Source organism: Sphingomonas sp. S2-65, from assembly GCF_021513175.1.
GTDB lineage: Bacteria > Pseudomonadota > Alphaproteobacteria > Sphingomonadales > Sphingomonadaceae > Sphingomonas.
In genome coordinates this window covers 1386354-1411438 of sequence record NZ_CP090953.1, presented here as the reverse complement: position 1 = coordinate 1411438, position 25085 = coordinate 1386354, and the positions used below count along the sequence as shown (strand labels likewise).

The following is a 25085-nucleotide window of genomic DNA, read 5'->3' as shown; positions in this document are numbered from 1 at the left end:
GCAGCATTGGCAGGAATCCGTTCCGCCAATGCCGGCGCGTGGAGGACCTGATGCTGGATGAGGCGGAGTTCGACCGCGACGATGCGGCGCCGATCGACATGCTGGAGAATTACTTCGCCGCGCATGGCTGGACGCACCAGCGCGAGGACGAAGAGATTGTCGCCAAGGTCAAGGGTAGCTGGACCGAGTACGAGCTTCGCGCGATCTGGCGCGAAGACGACGGCGTGCTCCAGTTCCTCGCCTTCCCGGATGTGCGCGTTGCGGACGAGCGGCGCGCAGCGATCTATGAGGCGATCGGCCTGGTCAACGAACAGCTCTGGATCGGCCACTTCGAGCTGTGGTCGGCCAGCGGCATCCTGTTGTTCCGGCATGCCGCGATGATCGACGGGTCGGGCGAACCCTCGCTGACTCTCGATCAGGCCGAGCTGCTGATCGAGAGCGCGATCGACGAGTGCGAGCGGTTTTATCCGGTCTTCCAGTTCGTGCTGTGGGGCGGCAAGACGCCAGCAGAGGCGCTCGCCTCCGCGCTCATCGAGACTCAGGGCGAGGCATGAGTGGCGACATGCCGGCTGGCATGTGGCTGGTCGGGTGCGGCAACATGGCCGGGGCGATGCTTCGCCGCTGGCTCGAAACCGGCACGTTGGCCGCTGAGGCCGTCTTCGTAGTCAACCGCCAGGATCGCGATCTACCCGCCGGCGTGCGGCAGGGCAGGGCCTTTCCAAGCGATGCGGCGCCACCTGCCTTCCTCCTGCTGGGGGTCAAACCGCAGCAGCTGGACGCGATCCCCCAGCTACCCACCTCCCTGTCGCTACGGCAGGAGCGAGGTGGCAGCGAAATGGGCGATTTGCCTCCCCTCATCTCCATTCTGGCCGGCGTCGACACCGCGACACTCCAAAGCCAGTTTCCCGGCTACCCGATCATCCGCGCCATGCCCAACCTGCCTGTTGCGCTCGGAAAGGGAGTCGTCGCGCTGCACGGCGCCCGCACGCAGGCGATTGACGCGCTGATGGCGCCGCTTGGCCTCGCCGAATGGATCAACGATGAGGCGCTGTTCGACGCGGTCACCGCGCTCGCCGGAAGCGGCCCGGGTTTCGTGTACCGTTTCATAGACGCGCTTGCCGCCGCCGGTGCCGCGCTCGGCTTACCCGCAGATCAGTCGCAGCGGCTCGCGCTGGCGACGGTAGAGGGGGCAGGGCTGCTCGCCGCCCAGGCCGATGACTCTCCCGCGATACTCGCCGACCGCGTCGCCAGTCCGGGCGGCTCCACCCGCGAGGGGCTGAAGGTGCTGGATCACGAAGATTCGTTGAAGCGGCTGCTGCGCGACACGCTGGCAGCGGCCGCGCGCCGCAACGCGGAAATGGCGGACGCCGCACGCCGCTGACGCATTTGTCGGCGCTTTGAAGAACCCGTTGGCTGGGGCGGCAGGATTCGAAGCTGCTATAACGCTGTTCTTCTGGGGAGCCTTACGCTGGTTGACAGTCGAATATCGGTGCTACAATCGACTGCTGCTATGACTGCTACAGCAACCGTACTCACAAGCTATATGTTCAAGCGACCGAACTCTGCGATGTGGCAGTTTCGGAAGCATGTACCTAGCGATGTTCAAGCGGCGTTCGGGCGCGACGTTGTCACTAAGTCGCTTGGGACAACTGATGATCGCGCTGCCACCACCAAGGCGATCGCGCTCCTCGACTCACTTGAAGAGCAATGGGCATCTCTGCGGCGAGGGGAAGCGGTGCATCCTCTGGAGATCTCTACTAGCTCGTCGATTGCCAGCGAGCCTTCAGAACATTTGAAGCAGGCAATCATCCGCGCAGTCTACGAACAGGTCTCACGCGAGCTTGAGGTACGCGATAATGCAGCCTTTAAGGCGGATCGCGCCGCTCACTTTGAAAGCCTCGCAAAACGCCGGACCGAACTTCGTGAAATGAACCGGGAGGTGCGTGCCGGTCAGCTCGACCGGTTTGAAGGTCCAATCGAGCGCATGCTGTCGAACCGAGGCCAAGAGGTCGATCGGAGCGCGTTTTGGTTCCGTCAACTCGCCCGCGATGCAGCCACGGCTGTGCTTGATGCAAGAGACGTCAGTATCCGGGCCGACGAAGGCGAGATTGATCCTCGGCCCACCACCGAAGTCGTTCGACATGCTCTCGCCAATGGAGTGCCCACGGCCCGCCGCAGAGACGTGCCCTTCTCGGAGCTCGTCGACCAGTTCATGAAGCAATGGCTGGCGGGCCGCAGCAGTGGGAAGGTCACGAATACCGAGCAGCAGAAGCGCGCCACTTTTGGGCTGTTCAGCGGCTTCTTCGACGACCAGTCCATTCGACTGGTTCGTCACGAGGACGCCGCCACCTTCTTTGACACAGTGCGATTGCTCGATCCGAACTGGGCTCGGTCGCCAGATGGTCGGAAACTGCCGTGGTCAAAGTTGATCGAGCGCTACGGTAACCGCGACAGAGGTCTCTCGGATGGTACCATGAACCGCCACCTCCAAGTGCTTCAAGAGCTCTGGCTCTGGTCCAAGAAGCGCGGGCACTGCGAGGGTGAAAATCCCTTCGAAGGCTTCCACAAGAAGCTCCGCGCAGGCGTTAACGTGAAGCCATACGTGGCTTGGGAGGATGACGAACTTCGACGCCTGCTTGATCCACGTCCCAAACGCCAAGACCTTCTGGAGGTCATCTTGGTGGGCATGTTCACCGGCATGCGAATGGACGAAGCTGCTTCGTTGACCTGGGGCCAGGTCCGCGAGAGCAACGAAGGTGGGCAGGTTGTCCACTACTTCCAAGTCGAAGACTCGAAGACACCGGCCGGTAACCGCAAGATCCCGGTGCACTCCGAACTGCGCTGGTTGTTATCGCGAGATCGTGGCGCTCAGGGTGACCGGCTGTGGCCCACTTTCAACCCTGAAGGCCCTGGCAAGAAGCCGGGCGCCGACGCAAGCCGAGAGTTTTCCCGGTTCAAGATGATGAAAGGGTTCGACGACGATACGAAGACGTTCCACTCGTTTCGCAAGAATGTTACCCGAATTATGGAGCGTGCCGGAGTACCGGAAAACGATTGGGCACAGATATTTGGCCACGAACGCGGCTTCACCTACAAGGTCTACAATCCCGACGGCATCGCAATGGTAAGACGCGCCGAGATTATCGCATTGATTGAATATCCCCGTATCGACGTCCCACATCCCGCAGCTTGACCCCTACTGCTCTTTCGAATCCTGCCTCCCCGACCAACATGAGAAAGCCCAGCAAAAACATAGCCTTAGCTATTCGCATGGGCTGGATTGTTGACAGATAAATTGACAGTCGGGCTGTGCCCTTCATCAGGGTATGGATGTGGTCCCCTGGTACTCTCCGTGAACGGGCGGCAACAGTTCGCCCAACCGCGCGTATAGCGAGTCGACACAGCGGCTCAGCCGCGTAGTGCTGTACACCCGAGCACGGAGTGTCTTTAGCGTGTACTGGTCTCGGCGGAACTGGATGAACTCGCCTGCCACGCTGTAATCTTCCAATTGGATACTCGCATCGTCCCCTGGTCCGGTAAGCACCTGCATTCGACCGTGGGCAAGAATGTCACGGAGAGCCAGACCATCGCTGAACCGCCGGATAATGCCGAGTATGAGCATTCGGTGCTCAGTCAGCGGGCCGGATGCGTCACATAGGTTTTCGAGATACTTGAGCCGATGGGTACGTCGAGACGGAAAGCGATCGCGTAGCCCGACGTAGGTCTCGTGCTTTGAGGCGCGTATCGCCAGCTCGGTTAAGATCGTCTCCACCGTTCCCATTGCGGCGACGTAAGCACCACGGAGCTGCATCACCTCCGTCAATGTGTGGTCTAAGGTCCACGGGTTTATTTCAACCCGCAGAGGCGAGGTTCGGTTCAGCATCTTCTTTCCCCGTGTCGGTCAGGCCGCAATTGTCACGTAGAACGAAACTGCCCTGCGGCGTGGCGCTCGCACCGTGTGAGGTAGAAGGGACACTCCCAGCGCCGTTGGCGAGAGGGTTGAAAATAGAGGCCCATGAGATGATTTCTGGCCTGTCCTTCTAAGCGCCTGGGGAGAGGTCGGTCGCGCTCCGCTCGCTTTCGTGAAGTCTACGGCTTCAGGCAGAAGCGGCAGCCTTCTGCTCAGCTTTGAATGCATCGCACATCATCGCTTGCAGTTCTCCATGACCTTGAGCCGTGGCCATCAGCGCGCTCCGCTCACCGCTAGTGAAGTGACTGCCGCAATGGATGATGGCTAATTGAACTAGCAGAGGGCTCGTGCTGTAATGGTCTCGGACGTGCTTCTTTCGCGGCGCTGACCCATGAGCGCAAACAGGATAAACCAACAGAGACCGCACTACTTCGTTTTTAGAAGCATCCTTACTCAGTTCAAAAGTGGCAGTGAGTAGCTCTGACGATACACTAACCATTCTTCGCATCACAAATGCCGCCCAAGCCCATTGATAGTCTATCATCGTTTCAGCACTGCTATAGATCATCTTATCGATGATCTTTGCGTGCTTTTTTTCATGAGCAAAGCGATTGAGGTACAACGCGTATTCTCTAGCCCGATCTGGATTACGCGCCCACCGCTTCGCGACATAGGGGATGGCAATAGGGTCATTAGCTCTTCGAAAGAAGCTCAGGCAAAAGCTTTCAGCCCGGTGTCGTTCTTCCCCACTGAAGTCGTCTAGCTTTTCGAACACCGCTTTCGTTGCTTCGAGCTCCACCTCCTCTTCATCAGGTGACAGTTCGAGGATGTCTTCTACGGTGTCGCCGTAAGGTCCGCTTTCAGTTACCGTGACTTCATAGTCAGTAAGCTTCTCGGCTGCCTCCTCTTTAGCTGCTTGAATAGCTTTATCTAGCTCGGTCTCTTCACGGAGAAGCTTAGCCGGCGCAGTAGCAAACGTTTTGCTTTCGTTCAGCGCTAAATCATATTCCCGAAGGCGTTTTACATACTCAGGAAAGAAAGACTTAAAGTCTTCTGCCGTTTGAAATAGAATGTAAATGTCGTCAACATAGCGAAAGTGAACGAAGCCCTGATCTGAGATAAACTCGTCTATACCAGCAAGATAGCTGTTTCCGAGCAGGTCAGACCCATATATCCCCTGCGGAAGTCCCCTGGAGCTTCTATCAAGGGTCAGTCCCGTCAAAAACTTTTCGGTAAACTTGACCATTTCAGGGGAGAGCCCTTGATGTTCGAGCTGATTAACTAATTCGTGCTGATTTATGCTGGTAAAGTACTGGGCAACGTCGCTCTTCAGCGCGATTGTATATTTGCCCGTTTTCACAGATTTTTCGAATTTCGATTTCAGCGACTCCCACTGGGTTGCAGCCTGCTCGAAACCTGCTCCCGCGATGGACAAAGGTTTGTGGCTGAAAACCCGTGTTCGATCCATAGCTGCTTCGACTACAGGCGCGGCCACCTGCGCAATAAAATGATATAATATCCTGTCTTCTGGGTATAGCACAGTACCTGGTCGGAAATAGTTCGGACCAATTATCGATGCGCTTTTTGCCGAAACACGAAGCGACTTCGGGACCTCTAGCTCAATCGGTGGTTTCGGTCCGTAACTACTGGCATTCAGCTTAGTCGCAACGGATTGTTTCAGCTTGTCTGCGCAGTGTGCATAAATCGCATCCAACTGCGGCAGAATGAAAAAATCTGAAAATTGGTCCTGACGGACGTGTGCAACGTCTAAGTCGTTGACCATCTTAGTCACTATCGGCTTGTCGAGACCGAACCCCGGCATAGAGCTACCTTCAACGTTGACAGGGTGACAAGCTATCGGATCGCCGCACCAACTGTAAGTAGCAATCTGGCGAAATTTAGCATGAAATTCAGCCCTGAACCGAGAGCGGCAACTAATTTGGGATCAATGGGCGCTTGCCCCATCCTTTAGTCGCGATTGAGGTATGACATATTGACTATACCGTTCCTACCTGATCCTTAGACTACCTAAGTCTGCTTCTCGATTCGCTGAATCGCCGCACGGCTAACGCCAAACTGCTTCGCCAATGCTCCGAGAGATACACCCTCTCTGCGGCTGGCAATCACGAGCTGCTTCTGTTCCATATTGAGTGCAGAAGGACGACCCAATGCCTTACCCTCTGCCTTGGCACGCGAAAGGCCAGCTTGTGTCCGTTCGATCAGCAGGTCCCGCTCGAACTCAGCGACCGCCGACAGCACGCCCATTGTCATCTTCCCAGCTGCGCTAGTGAGATCTACCCCGCCAAGGGCAAGGCAGTGCACCCTTACACCTTGCGCTGCCAACGCCTCCACAGTCGCACGAACGTCCATGGCATTGCGGCCTAGGCGATCCAGCTTAGTGACGATCAGAACGTCACCGTCCTCAAGTCGATCTACCAGCTTAGCGAAACCCTTGCGCTCCATCGCTGCAACGGAACCTGAGACAGTCTCGGTGATGACGCGCTTAGGTTCGACCTTGAACCCCGCTGCATCAATCTCCCGCACTTGGTTCTCGGTGGTCTGATCAGCGGTGCTGACGCGGCAGTATGCGAACGTGCGGGCCATGCGAACGACTCCTGTATCGAAAGTGTGGCTCGTAAGTAGCAGCGTATCGGAACTATCGTCAACCTATATTCCGATACATGTCGGGTAAGTGGCACGTAATCGGTGGTTTCCGATACACCCTCATTCCCGCTCGCGGTACGCTTGGCTTCCTCATAGCCTGGCAGCCAGGACGCGCTGCGCAGGGTTCGTGTATGGACACGCACTCCTGGGTTGCACGGCCATGAAGGCGAACCAGCCTCGCGTCAGCGATGTTGCCAGTGTCGGCCTTGGCTTGTGATCGAGACACGTGAGGTTCGCTTGAGATGGGGGGAGTTCGATTGCGCGTCTACTCAGCTCCTGCTGGACGCGTTCAGCCGCTTGATGGCGCAGCGGCTCTTGGCTGCTCGCCGGCGCCTCACTCAGGTGTGATTCTGTGGCTCTCATACGAAGCGTGCGCAACAGGACGAAACGTGTCCGGCCTGAGTCAGACGCGCTGACTTTTTTGACTTTATCAATCAATTCTTGACTCGAGTGTTGTCTAACTCGATATATTGACACAACCGTCATCACACAGGTGTGCACACCTGCAACAGGAGGAGCACGGAATGGCAACTCGCTACATCCTCACCGATGCTCCCGTAAAGCGTCGCATGAAGCGTGTCGCTCGCGGTAACGGCAAGCGTGTCGATCCTGTGCAACTGGTTGCAGAGATGCACGACCGCTTCCCAACGGTAATGGCCCACTTGGCTGAATGAGCCAAGAGCCAGTCTGGCTACTGCCGCCTGAGCTGGTCGCCCTCAACAAAGGCATCGTAGAGCGCACTGGTGAGCCGCACATGATTGCGATTCCAGGTGCGCTTGAGGCTGCATGTGGGCGTCCTATCAACGCTCATGCTTATGGCGAGGATGACATTATTGTCCTCGCCTGCATGACGCTACTGGCGATCGCAGAGGCGCACGCGTTCATTCAGGGCAATAAGCGCGTGGCTCTGATCGGCATGGAGCTCTTCCTCCGAAACAACGGATACACCTTCGACGCTCCAGACGTTCGCACTATGTCGCAAGCGGTCTATGATGCTGTCAACGGAGAGCTCAGCCTGGATGATCTGGTGGACCTGTTTGACCCGTTCATTATCGATCACGATGGCGGTGAGCTACCTGCCGGTCTTATTCACTCAATGCCGGCGAAAATTGTAGATCATGAAGATCGCTATCGAGCCGCTTACAAGGTCATGACGAACTTTGGGAGTCGCGACATCACAGACATGATCGTACCTCGCCCAACTATAGAGTTTTTCGGCAAGCCTAAGTCCAACCGAGACGATCAAGGCGGCTAGTCACTTCTTCCGATTCTGCGCGGAGCGCACGACATGGAAGTTACCCACGATTTAGTCCATGACGGTGACGAGTGATCCTTCTTCGGCCGTATCGCAGGCACGATCAGAACAGCGTCTGACGACCGGCATCCTCTGCACATGACGCAACGCCTGGCCTCCGGTAGCTGCATGGACTAGCTCCGAGCTTCAAACACTTGCCAGATGATTGCGTCGAACCGCTCACCACGCGCGCAGCGGAAGCACCACACCCTGAGATCGCGCCCCCTGCTAATCGATGGCCAGTCATCCGGGCGTAGGGACGAACTTCTGAACCTCGATCACGAGCTGTGCTCGGATGGCTTCGAGCGTCTCTAGGAGGGCGGTGCGAGCGCCTGCGTTGATCTGCAACTTGTAGGCTAGGGTAGGTTCGACGCCATCCTTTCCGCGTAGGAAGGTCGCAACCGCCTCTTTCCTATGGCGTTCGTCGGTCTCCGCATGGGCATCAAGGATCGGCAGCATGGAGGGGTAGTAGACGGCGACCAGCGCGTAGAGAGTGTCCAGCCGCGGCATACTCCCGACGGATTGATCCTCGTCGAGCCCGGCCGACAGCTTGACCATATCCATGACCGCGACGAACGCTTGACCTTCGATGGCCCGCATCTCCGTGAAGATCTCGCCCGCCTTGTCTCGCATGAGCGCTGCGTCCGCACGTTTGGCGTCCTCGCGACGGGTCTGACGCTGCGTCAACGTCCCCACCCAGGCGCCGCCAAACCCAAGCCCACCCGCAAGAGCGGTGTTGAGCACAAGAACCCAAGCAGGCACGTCAGCCATGCAAATCTCTCCTATGGAAGGGTAAGCAAGCCTGATTCCGGCGCCTCAGCCGGGAGAAGGTCTCGGGCACCCACGCTGGGCCTCGTACCCTAGCGGCTCTGGAAGGGTAAAGGTGTCGAGACACTCCCGGCACCTGGTAGATCGGAGTGCTGTCATCGGCTGTGGATGGGTCAGAGTGTTGGAACCGCCGGCGGATAGGCGGCATCCGGGTAAGCGCTTGACATCATCACTAGGACCTCTGCTAGAACACTCTGACTTCCTGAGATGTTCAGCCACGCAACACGCGATAAACGCTCGCGCGCCCAATTCCGAGGCGCTTTGCGATCTCCGATGGTCCAATGCCCTCGTTTCGCAGAGAACGCACGGCGGCGAGATCAATCGATGGCTTGCGGCCGCGATAGACACCATTGGCTTTCGCCCGGTCGATCCCTTCGCGCTGACGCTCCCGGTGGATGTCGGCCTCGAACTCTGCGATAGACGCCAGTACCCTCAGCAATAGCTTGCCCGTGCCCGTGGCTGTATCCATGCCCAATTGTTGCAAGCACCGGAACGCCACTCCTCACTCGGTCAGGCGCTTTACGATAGCATGCAGATCAGCAGCAGAACGCGCGAGACCGTCGAGACGCGTCACCACCAGTGCATCGCCTTCTCGCACGAAAGAGAGCGCATGCTCGAGCTCTTGGCGTCCCAGTGTACTGGTCCCGCTTCGCTCCTCTGAAAACACCTTTTCGCATCCAGCTTCCGCCAGCGCTTTGAGCTGCGCGTCAAGCGACTGACCCACTGAACCGACCCGAACGTAACCACCAACATCCTACACCTGTCTCATTAGGTTCTAGACCAACAATGAGTGTCGTCTCACAACGCCATTATCACCCCAAATGAGACACTCCACGCGGAGAACAGCTGTCCGACAAATTTGCCTCGAAAGAGTATACTCGAGTGAGACGCTCCCTTGAACGGCGCAAAGGGATCGCCCATTTAGATGACCACTTCAGTTCGGCGTTAGGGTTACTGAGCGAACCTCTGAAGGCCATTGTTGCGTGTGTCGTGCTCCTGACAGAGTCCATGTCCCTTGAGATCAGCCTAACGGCCCTCAAGTTCTCGATGGAGGTGAAGATGGAAACACTACGTAGCTTTGTGAACGTGGTAACGCGCACGGCGCTGTGGTCCCTGGTTGGGGGCGCGATACACGTTAGCAATGGCTTCAGCGGGAACAGGTCGATCTGAGCCGAGAGACGCCGAAGGGGGAGGTTCGATTCCTCCCCACCACTCCATCTTTTCGAATGCCGTTCAGGGAGCGCGCGGTCAGGTCTGCGGACTTAGCTTAGCGGCGACGCTCCGAAACTTCTCCAATGCTGTCTCCAGGCTGTCGACGATCTCTGCGGCGATCTCGGCGGGAGGGGGCAGCGTGTCCGGGTCGGTGGCGCTGGCGTCCTTCAGCCAGAACAGGTCGAGGTTCAACTTGTCGCGCTTTACAAGTTCCTCGTATTCGAAGCGCCGAAAGTGCCCGGTTTCTGCCCGCTTAGCGCGCCCGTATTTGGAGCCGTAGCTCACTACGAAATCGTCGAGGTCCGCCCGCTTCAGCGGGCGCTCGCGCAGGGTGAAGCGCTGGTTCGTGCGCAGATCGTATACCCACAGGGCGCGGGTTGCGATGCCTGTGCCGGGCGTAGCGCGGTCGAAGAATAGTACGTTGGCCTTCACTCCCTGGCTGTAGAAGATGCCGGTCGGAAGCCGCAGCAGAGTGTGAAAGTCGAACTCCTCGAGCAGTCGCTTGCGCAGCGTCTCGCCTGCACCGCCTTCAAATAGAACATTGTCCGGCATCACGACGGCCGCACTGCCGCCGACCTTCAGGATCGACATGATGTGCTGGAGGAAGTTCAGCTGCTTGTTGCCCGTGGTGACGGTGAAATCGTCGCGGACATAATCCTGGCGCTCGCTGTCAATCCCGCCATCCTCGCGGACAATGCGGAACGACTGGCGCTTGCCGAAGGGCGGGTTGGTCAGGATGACGTCGAATGCCTTGTCGCCGCGATCGAGCAGCGCGTCCTTCTGCTGCACCGGTGAAGTCGCGCCGCCGATTCCGTGCAGGTAGAGGTTCATCGCGCACAGCCGCACCACCTCGGCGACGATGTCAGTGCCCGACAGCTTGTCGGCGCGCAGCGCGGCGGCGACCCGCCGGTCCTTGGCAGCGGGCTTTGCCTTCATATGGTCGTAGGCGGCGAGCAGGAAGCCGCCGGTGCCGACCGCGGGATCGTGGACGGTGTCGTCCGGCTCGGGATCGACGAGCTGGGTGATGACTTCGATCAGGGGACGCGGCGTGAAATACTGGCCAGCGCCTGACTTCACCTCGCCCGCGTTACGCTCCAGCAGCCCTTCGTAGATCGTGCCCTTCACGTCGACGTTGAGGCCCATCCACGTCTCGGCGCCGATCAGCGTCACCAGCCGCTGGAGCTTGGCCGGATCGCCGATCTTGTTCTCGGCCTTCAGGAACAGCGTGCCGACTATGTCGGTGCGCTTCGACAGTGTGTCGAGGATGCGGCGATAGGTCCGCTCGAGATCCTCGCCCGCGCGACCCGCCAGCGTGTCCCAGTTGGCATCGGCCGGCAACGCAGAGGCCTCGCCCAGCGCGTCGGTGCGCTCCTTGTCCATCTTGAGAAACAGCAGAAAGCTGATTTGGCCAAGATAGTCGCCATAGGACACGCCGTCGTCGCGCAGGACGTGCGCGTAGTTCCACACCTTCGCGACCAGCGCCTGTTCGTTCATGCGAGTTCTCCACGGAAGGCGGCGGCAAGAATGGATTGGCGGAGGGTGGCGGCGGCGCTTTGCTGGTTGCGAACGTCAGTTCCACAATCGGCAGCAGCTGTCAGGGCCTGTTCCACCCGGCGCAATATTTCTCCCTGTTCCGCCGCAGGCGGCAGCAGCACCGGTATTTGGCGGATCGTCCCCATCGAGAGCGATGGCTGAGCTACAGCCTTCATCGCTGCAGTCGCGAGGGCCTTCCCGACTGGCGATCTGAGGAACAGCTCAACGAAGCGAGGCGAGACGGTGTCAGTTTCCACCCGCATCATGCCGATGTTCGGTCCTAGGAAAAAGTCCTCACCCTCTGGCACTGTCGCGACGTTTCCGGTTCCCGCCCCCACGAACACCATGAGCAGTTCGCCACCATGCAAGCGCGAGCGCGTCAGTTCAGCCACGGAGGAAGATCGAACGCGTGAATAGTTCGTCTCCTTAAACCCGTGCGGGCCGGCATTTTCCGCCTTAATTACCCGCAGGTCACCGTCGTCGTCATATCGAACGAACTTCGTATATTCGAAGCCAGCCAGCTTTGTGACGAAAGAAAAAGCTCCCAGCTGCATCCAAGTCCAGCCGTCTGGGGCAGGCCATAGAAGCCGTTGCTGCGCAGGCGTGATCTCTTCTGGCGCTTTGTCGCGCCGCTTGCCGAGACGTTTAGATGCAAGACGTGCCCGCTCCGCGAGAATGCGGTCAGAAAGGTCTGCGCCCGTCTCGGTGGACGCATTGGCGGTCCGCCAGTCGGCCGTCAGCTCGCCGGTGACGGCGGCCTTAAGCAGCGCCTTGCGCCACGTCGCCAGATCGTCTCGCGCCCGCGCCAGCGCCGCTTCGCCATCGTCGATCTCGGCGAACAGTTCGTCGATACGGGTAACGACCCGACGCTGTTGGTCCCTTGAGGTCAGCGGGAAAGGAATGGGTTCAACCACCGATGGTCGAACACGGGTTAGCGATCCCCCTACACCCGAAGCGTTCGCTGCAAGGTAGTTACGAACTGCGTCTCGCATCAGAAAATAGCGAAGATAATCGGGCTCCACCCGCTCATCAGGAGCAAATCGAATCCATTCCGTAGAAGCGATCAAGCGACCAGTGTCGTGATCAATTACCTTCCATACACGATTGATTCTGGGGTTGATCTTGCAGAGTAGAATGTCGTTAGCGGCAACGGCCTGCTTCGCCGACCCTATCTCGCGACCGACGATACTTTCTGGGTGACCGGTTGGATGGCTAGGAACACTGTAAAGCTGAAATTTTTCATCTGGTGTTCGACCTGGCGTAACCGAAGTACCACCCTTCGAGACAAACGAGCCCAACCGCTCCCAATACCATTCCTTTGGCAACGTCCAAGGACCATCGACCGGCCCGTCCGCCGTCACCCGCTTCGCCATCTCACGCGCCCCCACTTACGCCACCAGCGCGTCCTGAAGCTCGTCGAGTAGAACATCGAGTCGGGGACCGAAAGCCCTGCGTGCGCCGAGGATGCCGCCGCGTGCGCCGAACTGGTCCTGGATGTCGGCCGTGGTCAGCTCGATGTTGGCGGCGAGATAGTCGCGGATCGCCTCCAGCCAGCCGAGCTGCTCCTGCGTATAGATGCGCCCGGCGCGCTGTTCGCGGCCCAGCCACAGGTTGAACCGGCCCGCCATGTCCGAGGACAGCGGTATCAGCGTCTCGCTCGTCCCCATGGCGAAGCGCACCAGCGCGACGATGTCGGTCAGCGTCTTTGCCGGGTTGGCGCGCACCTTGTCGGCGCTCAGACGGCGATAGGCGCTCCACAGCGCGAGCGGCTCGAGCAGCCAGGGCGGCCGCATCATCGCGACGCGCAGATCCACCAGGCTGTCATAGGTCAGCCGCTTCGTCGCGGCGGGCAGGCCGTAGAGGATGCGCAGCGCGGTCAGTTCATTGCGGTGTTCGTCGAGGAAGCGGCCGAAATCGGTCGTCATCGTCGTCGCCTGCCCCGCGTCCCACGCGGACGAGATGACGACGTCGCGGCTGATGTCGTCGATGATCACCTCCGACGCCTTTTTCAGCTCGATCAGCACGCGGCGCAGCGCCGGGTTGTTATAGGCGGCCAGCGCCGCCTCGCGCCGTTCGGTGGCGACGGCCTCGATCTCGGCGTCGGTCACGGTGGCGCCGTGCCGCTGGCGCGCGGCATCCTCGATGGCGTCGGCATTGATCGAATCGACCAGCTCCCCCGCCAGCGCCGTCAGGGGCTTGCCGGCGATCGCCTCGATCCGTGCCTTGCCCGCATCGTCGAGCTTGCGGTTGAGCCTGGCGAGGCGACCGGCCAGCGTGGCGACGGCATCCTCGTCGCTGCGGCCGCTGGCGATCTGTTCGAGAAGCTTGTCGAATGCGACACCGTGCTCGCGTTCCAGCGGGATCGCCTGCGTCTTCAGGCTGTCGGTGACGCCGACCGCGTCGATCAGCACGAACCGGTCCTTGACGCGCGCGTCGGGCGTGATCGTGGCGAGCGTCGCTGAATCGATCGTCCGCACGCCGCGCCCGCGCATCTGCTCGAAATACACCGCCGAGCGCACGTCGCGCAGAAAGATCAGCGCCTCGATCGCCTTCACGTCGGTGCCGGTGGCGATCATGTCGACGGTGACGGCGATGCGCGGGTTGTAGGCGTTGCGGAACTCGGCAATCACCGTCTCGGCATATTTCGCGCCGACCTTGTAGGTGATCTTCTTGGCGAAATCATTGCCCTGGTCGAACACTTCGCGGACGGTGCGGACGATCTCCTCGGCGTGGTTGTCGTCCTTCGCGAAGATCAGCGTCTTGGGGACTTCGGTGCGGCCGGGGAAGAGTTCGGTGAACAGCGTGTCGCGATACGCCTCCAGCACGGTGCGGATCTGGTTCTGCGCGATCACGCTGCGATCGAGATCCTGCGGCGTATAGGTCAGGTCGTCGTCGAGCAGGCGATAGGTCTGGGCACGGGTATGACGATCGCGGACGGGGAGCGTGTAGCCCTTCTCGACGCGCCCGCCATGTTCGCCGATCTGGGTCCTGATGCGGTAGATGTCGAACGGCACGTTGACGCCGTCGGCGATCGATTTTTCATATGGGTAGTCGGCCACGATATTCTCATCGAAGAACGCGGCGGTCTGCACGGTGGGCGTGGCGGTCAGCCCGATGATCTGCGCATCGAAATAGTCGAGCAATTGGCGCCAGCTGCCATAGATCGAGCGGTGACATTCATCGACCACGACGATGTCGAACGTCTCGGGCGGGAGCGTGGCGCTGTAGGTCACGGTCTTAGGCGGCGCGGTCCAGCGGCGTTCGAAATCGCTGGCTTCCTCGTCCTCCTCGGACAGGTCGGTGCCGGTCAGCTGCGCAAAGACGCGCTGGATAGTCGAGATGACGACCTTGGCGGGGGCATCGAGTCCCGCGGGACCGAGCCGCTGGACGTTGTAGAGTTCGGTAAACAGCCGCCCGGTGCCCGGCGGGCGAAAGGTCTGGAACTCCTTGAGCGTCTGCCGCCCGAGATTGTTGCGATCGACCAGGAACAGGATGCGCCGCGCATCGGCATGCGCGAGCAGGCGATAGGCGAGCGTGGCGGCGGTGAAGGTCTTGCCCGCCCCCGTCGCCATTCGCACGAACGCGCGCGGTCGGTCGCTGGCCAGCGAGGCCTCTAGTCCCTCGACCGCCTCGACTTGGCAATCGCGCAGACCGTCGGATACTAGCGCCGGCATCTCAGTCAGCCGTGCGCGTAGCGACGATCCCGCCTTCAGCCACTCGTGCAGTGTCTCCGGCCGGTGGAAGGCAAAGACATGCCTGGAGCGGTGTAGCGGATCGACACGATCCGCGAACAGGATCTCCGTCCCTGAAGCTTCGTAGTCGAAGCGCAACGGGTCGCTCCACTTTGCGAGTGGCTGTTGCGGTTGCGGCTGGTATCCGCGCGCCTGTTCGGCAACGCCGGACAGGGTGGTACCCGCCGCCTTCGCCTCGATAACTCCGCAGGCTTTGCCAGCAACTAGCAGCAGATAGTCGCACGGACCAGTCGCCAATGGAAACTCGCGTACCGCGACGCCCAGCGATGCAGTTCGGTTCAATTCGGCGCGATCCTGCACCACCCATCCCGCTGCCGCGAGCTGCCCATCGATGACCTTGCGGGCTAGAGCTTCCGGCGTCGTGTTCACAATGCCCTTATCGCTGGCTACCGCAGACTGAGCAACCCGAGGTCCGACACTCAACCTTGTGCCACTGCGACTTACTCCTACCGGTAAGCCACTTCAGCGCAAGTTTTCTCGCGGCAAGTTTCTCGACTCTCTGCGCGGCGCTATTGATCCCAAGCGCGCTACAGGCCTGGTGCTAAGAAGGGCCTACGACTGATACGATAAGCTCCCGGCGCATTCAGCACCGAGGGCGACCGTCTTCTCGATGCTGATAGGCCTTGCGCAGATTTGCCGGACGGTTGGTCAACGTTACCTGTCTCCGCTCCATAACGGAAGCCAGCTGTTTTCTGGCCTGCCTCTGTAGCCGGGAGAATCTGTAGGTTGACTGAGAGAACTCGTCGGTTCGACCGCGCTCCCCAACATGAACCCGCTTCAGCCAAGGTCGCTGCTTCCTACGGGTTGGGGGACCAGCACCACCACAAGGTCGGGGGCGATTACTGCCCAGCCCCTCCCTGGAACGTGGTAGCCGACGCCGCTGATCTTGCGAGCCTTCGCCTCAGCAAGGTGCCTGCGCGGCATCTCAAGCCTGAGTCGTCGGTACGGAGCTATCATGAGCTTCACCGGGTAGGTGCCCATGTACGTCTGATAATGCGTACGGAAGATGCGTGATGCCTCCTCCCTGTTCTTGGCAAATATCGTCGCCTCGAAACCGTCATACGCTTCAATCTGAAAAGCTCGCATCAATCACCTCTCTCGTGGTCAGTGACACGACTATGAGAGATACGATGACCCGTGTCGGGTGGCTTCGTGAGAGGGAGCATGGGCTATTCTTCCCGAGTACCCAGTCCCGGTCAGTCGCTCAAATTGAAGTCGGTTCACGCCACTCCGAGACCGGCCTGCTGATGCTCTCCCAGAATAGCCGAGCGGTCTGCGTCATGGAGTTCGAGACGGCCATTCGGCGGTCAGGGAGACGTGGATCTGGCCGCCGGGCTGCTTTAAGTAAGTACGTGGCGTACGCTGCTTGGTGAGTGCTGAACATTGCAGAGTGGATCGCGCGCGGGACAGCTGAGAAACCTCGCTGACCGTGTCCAGCTGCTCGAGCAACGGCCGCCTCTACTTTGACGTGATCTCCGGCGGCCCGGATTGCCGCACCACCATGCAGATGAAGGTATGTCGGCCCATTCGTGTCTTTGCTCCACCCCTCGATGATAAAGAAGAACTCTCGACCGGTTCCTACAGCCTTATCGAGCTCGCTGCGGACCCGATCACGCATCTTCGCGCGGGGATCCGCTGCGGCTGCCACCCACCTATCCTCAAGGTTTGGGTGGATGCGGATGTTGAAGGTCAGGAACTCCTTGTCATAGGTGAGCGCCATCACCTGGATCTTCATCCAATCGGACAGATCATCCCATTGCGGCATAGGCCGTCCGTTTTCTTGCTCTGTGATTGGAAAGGGAGTCAGAGTCCTCTGGGGGATTCCCTCTTTCCCAAGGTATACTGATAGGTACTCGACTGGATGCCCTGCGGACCGATGCAGGCTCTCGGCATAGTCGACCATCAACCGCAGAAAACGGTAGATTTTCTGATCTCGCCGTCGCCGCCTCGCCTCCCTAATGCGAGCCTTCCGATTTACACTTTTTCGATGTGCAACCTTCGTCATGAATCTGGCCGTGACGACTCCAGCGAGGTGCTACAATAAGTGCTACAATCGAATGCTACAGCACCATCGGTAAGCACCTGATAACAAACGATATTTTATGAATGGCTGGGGCGGCAGGATTCGAACCTACGAATGCCGGTACCAAAAACCGGTGCCTTACCACTTGGCGACGCCCCAACGGGAAGCGGGCTTATAGCCCCTTAGAACAGACGTTCAACCCAGCCATGCGGGTCGGGCGCAGTTCCGCGCTGAATTGCCGTAAGCGCGCCGCGCAGCCGTTCGGTAAGCAGGCCAGGGCCGCCATTGCCGATGGTGAAGTCGAAGCCGCGGCCGCGCACCCGGCCGATCGGCGTGACCACTGCCGCGGTGCCGCAGGCGAATGCCTCCCGCAGCCGTCCGCTTTCGGCATCCTTCTGCCAGTCCTGCATGCTGTACGGCGCCTCGCGCACGTCGATCCCGGCATCACGGGCGAGCGTCAGCAACGAGTTGCGCGTGATCCCCGGCAGGATCGTCCCGCCCAGCGGAGGGGTCTGGACCGATCCGTCCTCGAACACGAAGAACACGTTCATGCCGCCCAGCTCCTCGACATAGCGGTTCTCGACCGCGTCGAGGAACACCACCTGGTCGCAGCCTTCGCGGATCGCCTCGGCCTGGGCGATCAGGCTTGCGGCGTAGTTGCCGCCGCACTTTGCCGCGCCGGTACCGCCGCGCGCCGCCCGCGTATAATGCTCGGAGGTCCAAAGCGTCACCGACGGAGCGCCGCCCTTGAAATAGGCGCCTGCCGGCGATGCGATCACCATGTAGAGATATTCGCTGGCCGGCTTCACGCCCAGGAAGGTCTCGCTCGCGAACATGAAGGGGCGCAGATAGAGCGACGCGCCGTCGCCTTCGGGGATCCAGTCACGGTCGACGCGTACCAACTCGCGGATCGACGACAGGAACATCTCCTCCGGAAGAGGCGCCATGGCCATCCGCTCGGCCGATTCCCGGAACCGGCGCGCATTCTCTCCGGCGCGGAACAGTGCCGCGCCACCATCGGGGAGGCGATAGGCCTTGAGCCCCTCGAAGATCTCCTGCGCATAATGCAGCACGGCGCAGGCCGGGTCGATCTGGATCGGCCCGCGCGGCTGGACCCGCGCATCGTGCCAGCCGCGCTCTGCCGAGTAGCGGATGACCACCATATGATCGGTGAAGATCTTGCCGAAGCCGGGATTGGTGAGAAGGGCCGTGCGGTCCGCCTCCGTCACCGGCTGTGCGTGGGCCTCGAACTCGAAATCCAGGATGGTCGTGTCTTGCATGCAGGCATCCATAGGCCGGTGGCATCGGGTTGCGAAGGCCTAGGCGCGGTGGCAAAGATGGTCAACATGGCTGTCCCAATTCCCGCTTCTCCCCTGTTCCTGCGTGAGCCGGAGATCCGCCGAGGCGTCGAGTTGCTCTATTTCGGCTATGCGCACCTGACGCGGTCGATCGATGCGGCGCTGGCCAAGCAGGGACTGGGGCGCGCGCATCATCGCGCGCTCTATTTCATCGCACGCAAGCCCGACGTGACCGTAAGCGAGCTGCTGGCGCTGCTGGCGATCACCAAGCAGTCGCTCGGGCGCGTATTGGGCGAACTGTCCGAGCGCGGCCTGGTGGAAACCCGCACCGGCGACCGTGACCGGCGCCAGCGGCTGCTGCGGCTGACGGCGGCGGGTGCCGAGCTGGAGGGGCAGTTGTTCGAATCGCTCCGGGAGAAGCTCTCCGCTGCCTATTCCAGCGCCGGCCAAGGCGCGGTAGGCGGATTTTGGGCAGTGCTGGAGGGCCTGGTGCCCGAAACCGATCGAAGCCGCGTCGTCGCATTGCGCCGATAGCGGAAATCCTCCCCCGCTCGCGGCGAGGGAGGATCGAAGGCTCAGGCGACCTTGAAGCCTTCCTTGTTCATCGTCGCGGTCAGCTGCTTGTTCTTTTCCTCGGACAGCTGCGCGCGGAGCATCGGGAACAGGTTCTCTTCCTCTTCCTTCATGTGGTGCTCGATATCGGCGCGGAACGCGCGGACCTTGGCGATCCACTCGGGCGAATTGTTCGGCATGTTCTCCAACTCGTAGAGATACTGCTTCACATAGCCGTGCTCCTTGTTGAGCTCGTCGGCGCCCTCGCGCTGGCCGATCTCGCGCAGCGCGGGGTAGATCACGTTTTCCTCTTCGACTGCATGCTTCATCAGCGCGTGCTTCAGGTGCGACAGCAGCATGCCGCGCTTGATCGTCGACTTCTCGTCGGTTGCCTCGATGGCATCGAACACCTTCAGCGTCGCGGCGTGTTCGGCCTTGAGCGCGTCATCCCAATTGCCTGCCAGCGCGGTCGGCGCCTGTACCGCGGCCTTGCGGCCCAGCATGGCGAGCAGGCCAAGCGCCGCGCCGCCTGCCACTGCACCGGCCATCATGCCCAGATTGCCGTTGGCGCTCTTGCCGCCGCTCGATTTGGTGGTGGACGTGGGCTTGAAGCGCCCGTTCTTGTCCCGCGTCGCCGTGGTCTGTGCCATGTCAGCCTCCGTTGAAAATGGAATCGGAAGCAGAACAGTTCAGCGGTCGCGGCGTTCCAACTGCGCCGGTGCGCAGCCGTGGCCCGCGCTATGCACAAGAAATCCGGCGGGTTAATGAACTCCCCGGGCGTTCCGGTATTCTGATCCGAACGGGAGGTGCGTACATGCCCAAGCGCGGACATCGGCCCCGGCCGGGCGGCATGCGGTGCGGATGAAGCGGGAAGGTGCCCTGCGGCGGCTCGGTGCCCTGTCCCTGCTGCTCACCGGTGCCACGCTGTCGGCGTGCAGCGACGCGACCATCCTCGCGCCTGCCGGGCCGATCGGCGACGCCAACCGCACCATCCTGTTCAACGCGCTGGCGATCATGCTGGCGATCGTCATCCCGACCATCCTTGCCACGCTTGGTTTCGCCTGGTGGTTCCGCGCCGGCAACGTGCACGCGAAGCGCCGCCCGGACTTCGTCTATTCGGGGCGGATCGAGCTGCTGGTCTGGTCGATCCCGATTCTGGTGATCCTGTTCCTCGGCGGCGTGATCTGGGTCGGCAGCCACCAGCTCGATCCCCGCAAGCCGATCGCCTCGGCCACCCCCGCGCTCGAAGTGCAGGTCGTCTCGTTCGATTGGAAATGGCTGTTCATCTACCCGAACCAGGGCGTCGCCACGGTCAATCAGCTGGTCGTGCCGGCCGGCGTGCCGGTGCATTTCTCGATCACCTCGGCCAGCGTGATGAACGCGTTCTTCGTGCCCAAACTCGGCAGCATGATCTACGCGATGAACGGCATGCGCACCGAACTCAACCTGCGCGCCGACAAGCCTGGAACCTTCCACGGCCAGTCCGCCCATTTCAGCGGCGACGGCTTCCCCGACATGAACTTCCGGACGCACGCGGTACCGGTCGCGCAGTTCAACGCCTGGGCCACCGGGCTGCGCGGCAAGGGCCCGTCGCTCGACGCGCAAGCGTATCGCCTGCTCGCCCAGCAGAGCCAGGGCGTGAAGCCCTATAGCTATGGCGCGGTCGCCCCCGGTTTCTTCGACGCGATCCTGAGCCACCGGCTCAAGCCCGCGCCCGGACCATCGCAGGGCCGTGGCGGCGGCAACAACATTTCGCCAGGGACAGTAGAACATGCTTGGTAAGCTCGACTGGTCGGCGATCCCTTTCAGCGAGCCGATCCCGATCCTGGCGGGGCTCGCCGTCATGCTGGCGGCAGGGGGCGTCCTCGCCTGGGTCACGGTGAAGGGTTGGTGGCCGTATCTCTGGACCGAATGGATCACCAGCGTCGACCACAAGCGGATCGGCATCATGTATTGCCTGCTCGGCGTCGTCATGTTGATCCGCGGCTTCGCCGACGCGATCATGATGCGCACGCACCAGGCCGTGGCGGTGCACGGTCCCGGCTATCTCCCGCCCGAGCATTACGACCAGATCTTCTCGGCCCACGGCACGATCATGATCTTCTTCGGCGCGATGCCGCTGGTGATCGGCATCATGAACTTCGTGATCCCGCTCCAGCTCGGCGTGCGCGACGTTGCCTTTCCCACGCTCAACTCGACCGGCTTCTGGCTGACCGCCTCGGGCGCGCTGCTGGTCAATCTCAGCCTGGTGGTCGGCGAGTTCTCGCGCGCCGGCTGGCTGCCCTATCCGCCGCTCAGCGAAGGCACCTATTCGCCCGGGGTGGGCGTCGACTATTATCTGTGGGCGATTCAGATCTCGGGGGTCGGCACGCTCACCGCCGGCGTCAATCTGGTCACCACCATCCTCAAGATGCGTGCACCTGGCATGAGCTATTTGCGCATGCCGATGTTCTGCTGGACCAGCCTTGCGTCGAACATGCTGATCGTCGCGGCGTTTCCGATCCTCACCGCCACCCTCGCGATGCTGACGCTCGACCGCTATCTCGGCTTCCACTTCTTCACCAACGATGCCGGCGGCAACCAGATGATGTTCGTCAACCTCATCTGGGCCTGGGGCCATCCGGAGGTCTACATCCTCATCCTGCCGGCCTTCGGCATCTTTTCCGAAGTGTTCTCGACCTTCTCGTCCAAGCCGCTGTTCGGCTATCGCTCGATGGTCGCGGCCACCCTGTTCATCTGCGTGGTGAGCTTCACTGTCTGGCTCCACCATTTCTTCACCATGGGGGCAGGGGCCGACGTCAACGCCGCCTTCGGCATCGCCACGTCGATCATCGCGGTCGGCACCGGCGTGAAGATCTACAACTGGCTGTTCACCATGTACGGCGGCCGCGTCCGCTTCGACACGCCGATGCTGTGGGCGCTCGGCTTCATGGTCACCTTCGTGGTCGGCGGCATGACCGGCGTGCTGCTGGCGGTGCCCCCGGCCGATTTCATGCTCCACAATTCGATGTTCCTCGTGGCGCATTTCCACAACGTCATCATCGGCGGCGTGGTGTTCGGCGTCTTCGCCGGCATCACCTACTGGTTTCCAAAGGCATTCGGCTTCCGCCTGCACGAAGGCTGGGGCAAGGCTGCCTTTTGGTCCTCGATCACCGGCTTCGTGATCGTGTTCGGCTGCCTCTACATCCTCGGCCTGGACGGCATGACTCGCCGGCTCCAGCATGTCGAAGTCGACGAATGGGTGCCCTGGCTCTGGGTCTCGGTGGCGGGTGTCGGCGTGATGATCCTCGGTGTCGCCTGCCAGATCATCCAGCTGATCGTCAGCATCCGCCAGCGCGACCGGTTGCGCGACGAGACCGGCGATCCCTGGGATGGCCGCAGCCTGGAATGGTCGACGCTGTCGCCGCCGCCGCACTTCAACTTCGCGGTGCTGCCGGACGTGCATGGCGAGGAAGCCTATTGGTCGACCAAGCAGCGCGCGATCGAGCGCGAGCGGCTGGGCGACGAGCCCGAGTACAAGCCGATCCACATGCCCCGCAACAGCCCGACCGGCTTCATCACCGCCTTCTTTACCACCGCAATCGGCTTCGCGCTGATCTGGCACATCTGGTGGCTGGCGATCGTCGGCTTCATCGGCGCCTATGCGACCTTCGTCGCGTTCGCCTGGCGCGACCAGGAAGAATATGAGGTTCCCGTCGAGGATCTGCGCAAGGCGGAGCATGCCCGCCGCGCCGCGCGTCAGGCCTGGCTCGCACAGGGGGCCGGCGCATGAACACCGCCACCGCGCAACCCGGCACGGATGAGACCGGGCATGGAAAGGCCGGCGACCCGCACCATCTCGGGCGCGCCAGCAACGGCAACGACGCGACAGGCCGCGGCGAGGGCGGTCCTGCCTCCAAGCGGATCATCGTCGGCTATGGCTTCTGGATCTTCCTGCTCAGCGACATCATCCTCTTTTCGGGATTTTTCGCGGCCTATGCCGTGCTGGTGGGCGAAACCGCGGGAGGTCCCACCGGCCGCGAACTGTTCAGCCTGCCCTATGTCGGCTGGGAGACCGTGCTGCTGCTGGCCTCTTCGTTCGCATGCGGGCTCGCGAGCATCGCCACGCACAAGCGCAGCATGGCTCAGACTCAGATTTGGCTGCTCGTCACGGGCCTGCTCGGCGCCGGCTTCCTCGTCATGGAAGGCCTCGAATTCCGTCACATGATCGCCGAAGGCGCGGGGCCGCATCGCAGCGCGTTCCTGTCGGCATTCTTCGCGCTGGTCGGCTGCCACGGCCTCCATGTCGGCGTGGGGCTGCTCTGGCTCGGCACGATGATGGCGCAGCTGCGGGTGAAGGGGTTCCGGCCCGCGATCCTGCGCCGCCTGCTGTGCTTCAACCTGTTCTGGCACGCGCTCGACATCGTCTGGGTCGGGCTATTCACCATCGTCTATCTGCTGGGAGCCGGCATATGAGCGACGTCACCGAAGAGGAGGTGGTCGACGAGCGGGACTCGGCGCCCGGCGAAGAACATGTCAACGCCCGCGAGCCCGCCGGCGGGCTGCGCGGCTATCTGATCGGGCTGTTCCTGGCGGCACTTCTCACCGCCGCCTCGTTCACGGTGGCAGGATCGGACTTCTTCTGGAAGCCGTCGATACCTGCCGCGCTGATCGTGCTGGCGGTGGCGCAAATGGGCGTGCACCTCGTCTTCTTCCTCCACATCACCACGGGCCCCGACAACACCAACAACGTGCTGGCGCTCGCCTTCGGCGTGCTGGTCGTGGTGCTGGTGATCTTCGGATCGCTGTGGATCATGTCGCACCTCAACCACGCCGCGATGAACCCCGACGACATGATCCACCGAATGCGGTGAAGCTTAAGGCAGCACGCAACTGATCCGCGCCCCGCAGGTTAGCGCTCACACGGAATAATTCCAGGAGTGGATCATGACCGGCCAGCTGCAGGAAGTCGCGCGCTTCGATCACCAGGTGACCGGCATCACCGTCAGCCGGGACGGGCGCATCTTCGTCAACTTTCCGCGCTGGACCGAGGACTCGCCCATCTCCGTCGCCGAACTGCTCCCGGGTGGCGAGCTGAAGCCGTACCCGGACGAAAAGTGGAACAGCTGGCGCAACGCGAAGCAGAACGAGATGCCGGTCGGCGACTATTTCGTCTGTGTCCAGTCGGTCGTCACCGATCTCCATGGCGCGCTCTGGGTGCTCGACCCCGCGGCGCCCGGTAACGAGAAGATTCTGGAGGGTGGCCCCAAGCTCGTCCGCATCGATCTCGCGACCGATCAGGTGACCAAGGTCATCGGCTTCCCTGGTGATGTCGCGCTCCAGGGCACCTATCTCAACGACATCCGCTTCAGCCCGGACGGCCGCACCGGCTACATCACCGATAGCGGCACGCGCGGCGCGATCATCGTCGTCGACCTGGAGAGCGGCGAGTCTTTCCGCGCGCTGGATGGCCATGCCTCCACCCAGATGGAGAAGGACGTCACCGTCGAAGTGGACGGCGCGCCGCTCCGCCGCCCGGATGGGCGCCAGCCGGCCTTTTCCGCCGACGGCATCGCTATCGCCAATGATGGCTCCAAGCTCTACTGGCAGGCGCTGACCGGCCGCACCCTCTACGCGATCGACACCGCCCGCCTGACCCCGGACACATGCGAGAAAGTGGTCGAGGCTTCGGTCGAGAAGGTCGGCACCACCCATGTCGCCGACGGGCTCTGGATGAGCAGCAACAACACGCTCTATGTCACGTCACCGACCGACAATTCGGTCACCCGCTGGACCGGCGCGGGTACCGAGAAGGTCGTCAGCGACGCCCGCCTGCGCTGGCCCGACACCATGTCGGAAGGTCCCGACGGCACGCTGTACGTGACCGCCAGCCACATCCAGGACACCTATTGGTTCAAGCCCGACGCCCCGCCCGCGGTGCCAACCGCGCTGTTCTCGTTCAAGCCGGACTGAGGAGGCACCGATGCCAAAGCAGACCGAAGGCGCGCGAGCGTTCGGACGGAGCCACCAAGGCGGTCTC

At 61.4% G+C, this 25085-nt stretch carries 22 protein-coding genes, 1 tRNA gene and 1 pseudogene; 11 read left to right on the top strand and 13 right to left on the bottom strand.

Annotated elements, in window-relative coordinates; all coding sequences use genetic code 11:
- Nucleotides 1-50: 50 nt before the first annotated feature.
- The 3 genes from LZ586_RS06600 (at nt 51) to LZ586_RS06590 (ending at nt 3193) form a co-directional block, all read left to right on the top strand.
- Entirely contained in the window at nt 51-554 is a 504-nt protein-coding gene (locus LZ586_RS06600) for a YbjN domain-containing protein (protein ID WP_235078901.1), read from the top strand.
- 8 nt (nt 555-562) lie between these two features.
- Nucleotides 563-1381: a pyrroline-5-carboxylate reductase family protein gene (locus LZ586_RS06595; RefSeq protein WP_235078900.1), complete on the top strand. Its 819-nt coding sequence runs from the start codon at nt 563-565 to the stop codon at nt 1379-1381.
- A 129-nt stretch (nt 1382-1510) separates the two neighbouring features.
- Nucleotides 1511-3193: a DUF6538 domain-containing protein gene (locus LZ586_RS06590; protein ID WP_235078898.1), complete on the top strand. Its 1683-nt coding sequence runs from the start codon at nt 1511-1513 to the stop codon at nt 3191-3193.
- Nucleotides 3194-4097: 904 nt separating this feature from the next.
- Here the strand turns inward: LZ586_RS06590 and LZ586_RS06585 are convergent.
- Together LZ586_RS06585 and LZ586_RS06580 are read right to left on the bottom strand one after the other, a co-directional pair.
- Entirely contained in the window at nt 4098-5732 is a 1635-nt protein-coding gene (locus LZ586_RS06585; RefSeq protein ID WP_235078896.1) for an RNA-directed DNA polymerase, read from the bottom strand.
- A gap of 206 nt (nt 5733-5938) precedes the next feature.
- Nucleotides 5939-6514, bottom strand: a complete 576-nt coding sequence (locus LZ586_RS06580) for a recombinase family protein (protein ID WP_235078895.1) — start codon at nt 6512-6514, stop codon at nt 5939-5941.
- Nucleotides 6515-7098: 584 nt separating this feature from the next.
- Between LZ586_RS06580 and LZ586_RS06575 the strand changes: the two genes are divergently transcribed.
- On the top strand, nt 7099-7248 hold the full coding sequence (locus tag LZ586_RS06575; RefSeq protein ID WP_235078892.1) for a hypothetical protein: 150 nt from the start codon (nt 7099-7101) through the stop codon (nt 7246-7248).
- Complete coding sequence (locus LZ586_RS06570) at nt 7245-7829, top strand: type II toxin-antitoxin system death-on-curing family toxin (RefSeq protein ID WP_235078890.1); 585 nt, start codon at nt 7245-7247, stop codon at nt 7827-7829. Before LZ586_RS06575 ends, LZ586_RS06570 begins: the two co-directional genes overlap by 4 nt.
- A 282-nt stretch (nt 7830-8111) precedes the next feature.
- Here the strand turns inward: LZ586_RS06570 and LZ586_RS06565 are convergent, their stop codons facing one another.
- The 10 genes and pseudogenes from LZ586_RS06565 to LZ586_RS06520 all read right to left on the bottom strand — a co-directional run bounded on the left by LZ586_RS06565 (nt 8112) and on the right by LZ586_RS06520 (nt 18496).
- Entirely contained in the window at nt 8112-8639 is a 528-nt protein-coding gene (locus tag LZ586_RS06565) for a hypothetical protein (RefSeq protein ID WP_235078888.1), read from the bottom strand.
- 268 nt (nt 8640-8907) lie between these two features.
- On the bottom strand, nt 8908-9066 hold the full coding sequence (locus tag LZ586_RS18265; protein WP_413777330.1) for a helix-turn-helix domain-containing protein: 159 nt from the start codon (nt 9064-9066) through the stop codon (nt 8908-8910).
- Nucleotides 9052-9429, bottom strand: a pseudogene (locus tag LZ586_RS06555) (recombinase family protein); the annotation flags it as partial. The pseudogene LZ586_RS06555 and the gene LZ586_RS18265, both read right to left, overlap by 15 nt.
- Nucleotides 9430-9944: 515 nt before the next feature.
- On the bottom strand, nt 9945-11402 hold the full coding sequence (locus LZ586_RS06550) for a class I SAM-dependent DNA methyltransferase (RefSeq protein ID WP_235078887.1): 1458 nt from the start codon (nt 11400-11402) through the stop codon (nt 9945-9947).
- Complete coding sequence (locus tag LZ586_RS06545) at nt 11399-12814, bottom strand: hypothetical protein (protein WP_235078885.1); 1416 nt, start codon at nt 12812-12814, stop codon at nt 11399-11401. The genes LZ586_RS06550 and LZ586_RS06545 overlap by 4 nt, the downstream gene beginning before the upstream one ends.
- 15 nt (nt 12815-12829) lie before the next feature.
- Nucleotides 12830-15562 carry a DEAD/DEAH box helicase family protein gene (locus LZ586_RS06540; RefSeq protein WP_235078883.1) on the bottom strand — a complete coding sequence of 911 codons (2733 nt, stop codon included), beginning with the start codon at nt 15560-15562 and terminating at the stop codon, nt 12830-12832.
- Between the two features lie 408 nt (nt 15563-15970).
- Entirely contained in the window at nt 15971-16279 is a 309-nt protein-coding gene (locus LZ586_RS06535) for a hypothetical protein (protein ID WP_235078882.1), read from the bottom strand.
- A gap of 118 nt (nt 16280-16397) precedes the next feature.
- Nucleotides 16398-16958, bottom strand: a complete 561-nt coding sequence (locus LZ586_RS06530; RefSeq protein WP_235078881.1) for a hypothetical protein — start codon at nt 16956-16958, stop codon at nt 16398-16400.
- Between the two features lie 342 nt (nt 16959-17300).
- Nucleotides 17301-17375, bottom strand: a tRNA-Gln gene (locus LZ586_RS06525).
- A 23-nt stretch (nt 17376-17398) separates the two neighbouring features.
- Entirely contained in the window at nt 17399-18496 is a 1098-nt protein-coding gene (locus LZ586_RS06520; protein ID WP_235078879.1) for a branched-chain amino acid aminotransferase, read from the bottom strand.
- A gap of 66 nt (nt 18497-18562) precedes the next feature.
- Between LZ586_RS06520 and LZ586_RS06515 the strand changes: the two genes are divergently transcribed.
- Nucleotides 18563-19048 (top strand): MarR family transcriptional regulator, encoded by a 486-nt coding sequence (locus tag LZ586_RS06515; RefSeq protein ID WP_235078878.1) that lies wholly within the window; start codon nt 18563-18565, stop codon nt 19046-19048.
- Nucleotides 19049-19089: 41 nt separating this feature from the next.
- On the opposite strand, the gene LZ586_RS06510 is transcribed toward LZ586_RS06515, so the two are convergent.
- The gene (locus LZ586_RS06510; RefSeq protein ID WP_235078877.1) at nt 19090-19716 is read right to left on the bottom strand and encodes a hemerythrin domain-containing protein; all 627 of its coding nucleotides are present in this window, start codon (nt 19714-19716) and stop codon (nt 19090-19092) included.
- Between the two features lie 211 nt (nt 19717-19927).
- On the opposite strand from LZ586_RS06510, the gene cyoA reads away from it, so the two are divergent.
- The 5 genes from cyoA (at nt 19928) to LZ586_RS06485 (ending at nt 25018) form a co-directional block, all read left to right on the top strand.
- Entirely contained in the window at nt 19928-20848 is a 921-nt protein-coding gene (cyoA, locus tag LZ586_RS06505) for a ubiquinol oxidase subunit II (RefSeq protein ID WP_235078876.1), read from the top strand.
- On the top strand, nt 20838-22838 hold the full coding sequence (gene cyoB, locus LZ586_RS06500) for a cytochrome o ubiquinol oxidase subunit I (protein WP_235078874.1): 2001 nt from the start codon (nt 20838-20840) through the stop codon (nt 22836-22838). Before cyoA ends, cyoB begins: the two co-directional genes overlap by 11 nt.
- Entirely contained in the window at nt 22835-23521 is a 687-nt protein-coding gene (gene cyoC / locus LZ586_RS06495) for a cytochrome o ubiquinol oxidase subunit III (protein WP_235078873.1), read from the top strand. Before cyoB ends, cyoC begins: the two co-directional genes overlap by 4 nt.
- Entirely contained in the window at nt 23518-23919 is a 402-nt protein-coding gene (gene cyoD / locus LZ586_RS06490; RefSeq protein WP_235078872.1) for a cytochrome o ubiquinol oxidase subunit IV, read from the top strand. Before cyoC ends, cyoD begins: the two co-directional genes overlap by 4 nt.
- Before the next feature lie 73 nt (nt 23920-23992).
- A complete protein-coding gene (locus LZ586_RS06485) occupies nt 23993-25018 on the top strand; it encodes a major royal jelly family protein (protein ID WP_235078870.1) in 1026 nt (341 codons plus the stop codon).
- Nucleotides 25019-25085: the final 67 nt, after the last annotated feature.